Annotated in this window: 3 protein-coding genes and 2 pseudogenes; 1 reads left to right on the top strand and 4 read right to left on the bottom strand. The window is 71.5% G+C overall.

The features are described 5' to 3' along the window. Together trpD and AC2W7C_RS15075 are read right to left on the bottom strand one after the other, a co-directional pair. Positions 1 to 896: pseudogene (gene trpD, locus AC2W7C_RS15080) on the bottom strand (anthranilate phosphoribosyltransferase); the annotation flags it as partial. A gap of 1 nt (position 897) precedes the next feature. Beyond that, complete coding sequence (locus AC2W7C_RS15075) at positions 898 to 1,488, bottom strand: anthranilate synthase component II (protein ID WP_486002141.1); 591 nt, start codon at positions 1,486 to 1,488, stop codon at positions 898 to 900. 106 nt (positions 1,489 to 1,594) lie between these two features. Here AC2W7C_RS15075 and AC2W7C_RS15070 point away from each other — a divergent pair, with 106 nt between their 5' ends. Further along, a complete protein-coding gene (locus tag AC2W7C_RS15070) occupies positions 1,595 to 1,777 on the top strand; it encodes a hypothetical protein (protein ID WP_486002140.1) in 183 nt (60 codons plus the stop codon). A 9-nt stretch (positions 1,778 to 1,786) separates the two neighbouring features. On the opposite strand, the gene AC2W7C_RS15065 is transcribed toward AC2W7C_RS15070, so the two are convergent. Beyond that, on the bottom strand, positions 1,787 to 2,632 hold the full coding sequence (locus AC2W7C_RS15065) for an EamA family transporter (RefSeq protein WP_486002139.1): 846 nt from the start codon (positions 2,630 to 2,632) through the stop codon (positions 1,787 to 1,789). 3 nt (positions 2,633 to 2,635) lie between these two features. Beyond that, positions 2,636 to 3,513 (bottom strand): annotated as a pseudogene (locus AC2W7C_RS15060) (anthranilate synthase component I family protein); the annotation flags it as partial.

Here is a 3,513-nt window from a genome sequence, read left to right as displayed (position 1 = left end):
GATCGGCGGCGCGTTCAGCAGCACGATGTCGCGGTAGGCGCCCTGGGCGCCGTCCAGAAGGGCGCTCAGGGGCCGCGGCGTTCTCCTCGGCGTCGCCGCCGCGCAGGTCGGCGAGGTCGGCGCGAGGCAGGCCGGCGTCTTCCGGTGTGACGGAGAAAGCGGCGCACCGCGCCGTCCTTCCATTCGGCCACCTCGGTCGCGCCCGTGGTGGTCAGTTCGTCCAGGCCCTGGCCGTGCACCGTCCAGGCCCGCACCGCGCCCAGCCGGCCCAGGACCTCGGCCAGGGGCTCCAGCAGGCGGGGATCGTAGACGCCCATGACCTGGCGCCGGGCGTTGGCCGGATTGGACAATGGGCCCAACAGGTTGAACACGGTGCGGAAGCCGATCTCGGCGCGGACCGGCCCGACGTGGCGCATGGCGCCGTGATAGGAGGGGGCGAACAGGAAGGCGATGCCGGCCTGGTCCAGGGCCCGCAGCTGCTGGGCTGGCGTGGCGGCCAGGTTGACGCCCAGCACCGACAGCACGTCGGACGAACCCGACCTGGAGCTGAGGGCCCGGTTGCCGTGCTTGGCCACCTTCAGCCCGGCGCCCGCCAGCACCAGGGCGGCGGCGGTGGAGACGTTGAAGGTGTGCTGGCCGTCGCCGCCCGTGCCGCAGGTGTCGATGACCTCGTAGGGATGATCCAGCCGAAGCGCCGCGTCGCGCATGGCGGTGGCGAAGGCGGCGATCTCGCCCACGGTCTCGCCACGGATGCGCAGGGCCGTCACCGCCGCCGCCACCTGGGCCGGGGTCGGCTCGCCCCTCAGGCAGGCCGAGAAGAAGGCGTGCGCCTCCTGATCCGAAAGGACGCGCCCCTCGACCAGGGCCGCCAGCAGGGGCTTGAAGGTGTCGGCCACGTCAGACCGTCGCCCGACGCCTGACGTTGGCCAGGTCCAGGAAGTTGGCCAAGAGGTCGTGGCCGTGCTCGGTGGCGATGGATTCCGGGTGGAATTGGACGCCGTGGATCGGGCGGGTGCGATGGGCCAGGCCCATGATCTCGCCGTCGGCGGTCCAGGCGGTGACCTCCAGCACGTCCGGCAGGGTTTCGCGCTTCACCGCCAGGCTGTGGTAGCGGGTCGCGGTGAACGGCGAGGGAAGGCCGGCGAAGACGCTGCGGCCATCATGCAGGATCGGCGAGGTCTTGCCGTGCATCAGAGCCTTGGCGCGGATCACGTTCCCCCCGAACGCCTGGCCCATCGCCTGGTGGCCCAGGCAGACCCCGAAGATCGGCATGTCCAGGGGCGCGGTGTCGATCAGCGCGAGGCAGATCCCGGCTTCGTTCGGCGTGCAGGGCCCCGGGGACAGCAGCACCGCCTCGGGCTTCAGCGCCCAGGCCTCTGTCGCGGTCAGGTCGTCGTTGCGCACGACGTGCGTCTCCGCGCCCAACTCCGCGAGGTAGTGGACGAGGTTGTAGGTGAAGCTGTCGTAGTTATCGACGACGAGGATCATGACACGGCTTCTACGGGGTGTGTTCGGTCCCGCCAAGGCATAGCGGTCGGTAAGGCTGCGTTAACCAGATCGCCCCGATTTGGGACTCCTCGGATCGGAGGGACGGATGACCGGCGCAAGCATCCAGAAGGCGCGCGTACTGCTGGAGACGCCGGCGGCGGCGGCCAGCCCCTGGCCGATGCTCGGAGCCGCGGCCATGGCGGCGATCGCCGCGGTGCTGATGGCCGGCGTGATGGTGCTGGGACCGGGCGTCCGCTTCGAAGAGCCGGCGGTCGTGGCCGTCCGCTAGGACGCCGGCCTACCCGAGGTGAACCGCCGCCAGTCCGATCAGGGTGGCGGCGAGGCCCGCCCACTGGTGAAGCCCCAGGCGCTCGCGATGGTAGGCGCAGGCCAGAAGGACGGTGATCCCGCTCTGAAGCGACGCCAGCACCGTCACGATGGCGATCTGGCCGGTCGTCAGCCCGATGGCCAGGGCCAGGAAGCCGCTCACCGCGATCACGCCGGTGCCGGCCACCCACAGCGCTCCCTTCGCCGGGATCGCCAGCGATTGCCGCCGGATGGGGACGGCGATCAGCAGCAGGGTGGTGCTGACCAGATAGTAGATCCAGACCGGCAGGACGCCGCCCAGGTGCGGGACGGCGAACCGGCCCTGCAGCCAGAACTGGATGCCGTAGGCCAGGGACGCGATCAGCGCCCACTTCACGCCCAGCTCGCGCTTCTCCTCGCCGGTCCGGCGCTGGGCGCCCAGGAGGGCCGAGCCCAGAATCACCAGGGCGACGCCGCCCAGGGCGAGGGCCGCCAGCCGTTCGCCCGTGGCCAGGGACAGGACGGCCGTCACCGCGCCGAAGGTCGCCGTCAGCGGCGCGACGACCGAGACCTGTCCGACCTTCAGGCCGTGATAGAGCACCAGCGTCGCCGCCACGCCTATCGGCGCCGACGCGATCGCCGCCGCCCAGCCGACGGCGGACCCCGGATCCGGAATGCGGGCGAAGGGCGCCAGCATGCACAGGCCGACCAGGACCACGCCCACGCTCTGGGCGTACAGCATCGCCCGATGCACCCCGAACGACCGGCCCGAGATGCTGATCATGAAATCGGTCAGGCCCCACAGCAGCGCCGCCAGGAGCCCGAAGCCGATCGCCATGGCTCAGCGGTTTCCGAAGGGGTAGCGCCAGGCCTCGCCCGCCGCCCGCATGGGGGCGCGCGCCTTGGCCAGGGTCTCGGCGTACTCCGCGGCCGGATCGCTGTCGGCGACGACGCCCGCGCCGGCCTGGACGTAGATTCGCTCGCCCCTGAATAGGGCCGTCCGCAGCACGATGCAGATGTCCGCCTCGCCGCCGGAGGAGATGTAGCCCACGCCGCCGCCGTAGCCGACGCCGCGCTTGGCGATCTCCAGCTCGTCGATGATCTCCATCGCCCGCACCTTGGGCGCGCCGACAGGGTGCCGGCGGGCAGCGCGGCCAGCAGGGTGTCGACGGCGTCCAGCCTGGGATCGGCGACGCCCTGAACGTCCGAGACGATGTGCATGACCGAGCTGTAGCGCTCGACCTTGAAGCTTTCGGTGACCTCCACCGTGCCGGGAGCGGAGACCCGGCCCACGTCGTTGCGGCCCAGGTCCAGCAGCATCAGGTGCTCGGCCAGCTCCTTGGGGTCGGCCAGCAACTCGGCCTCCAGGGCCTGGTCGACCTCGGGGGTCTCGCCGCGCGGACGGGTTCCCGCCAGCGGGCGGATTGTGACCCGGCCGTCCTTCAGCCGCACCAGGATCTCGGGGCTGGAGCCGGCCAGCTGGAAGTCGCCGAAGTCCAGGAAGAACAGGTAGGGCGACGGGTTCTGGCGACGCAGGGCGCGGTAGAAGGCGAAGGGATCGGACGGCCAGGGTGCGCTGAACCGGTGGCTGAGCACGACCTGGAAGATGTCGCCGGCGGAGATGTAGTCCTTGGCCGGGCCACCATGTCGTCGAACGCGGCGCCGTCGACCGGCGACAGGAACGCGGGGCCTGCCGCCTCGACCGGGGCGGGCAGGGCG

It is taken from the genome of Brevundimonas sp. CURTG3B2_SDJG (assembly GCF_057364705.1).
Note: the sequence above shows the minus strand (reverse complement) of the source record. Positions and strands in the feature narration are given on the sequence as shown.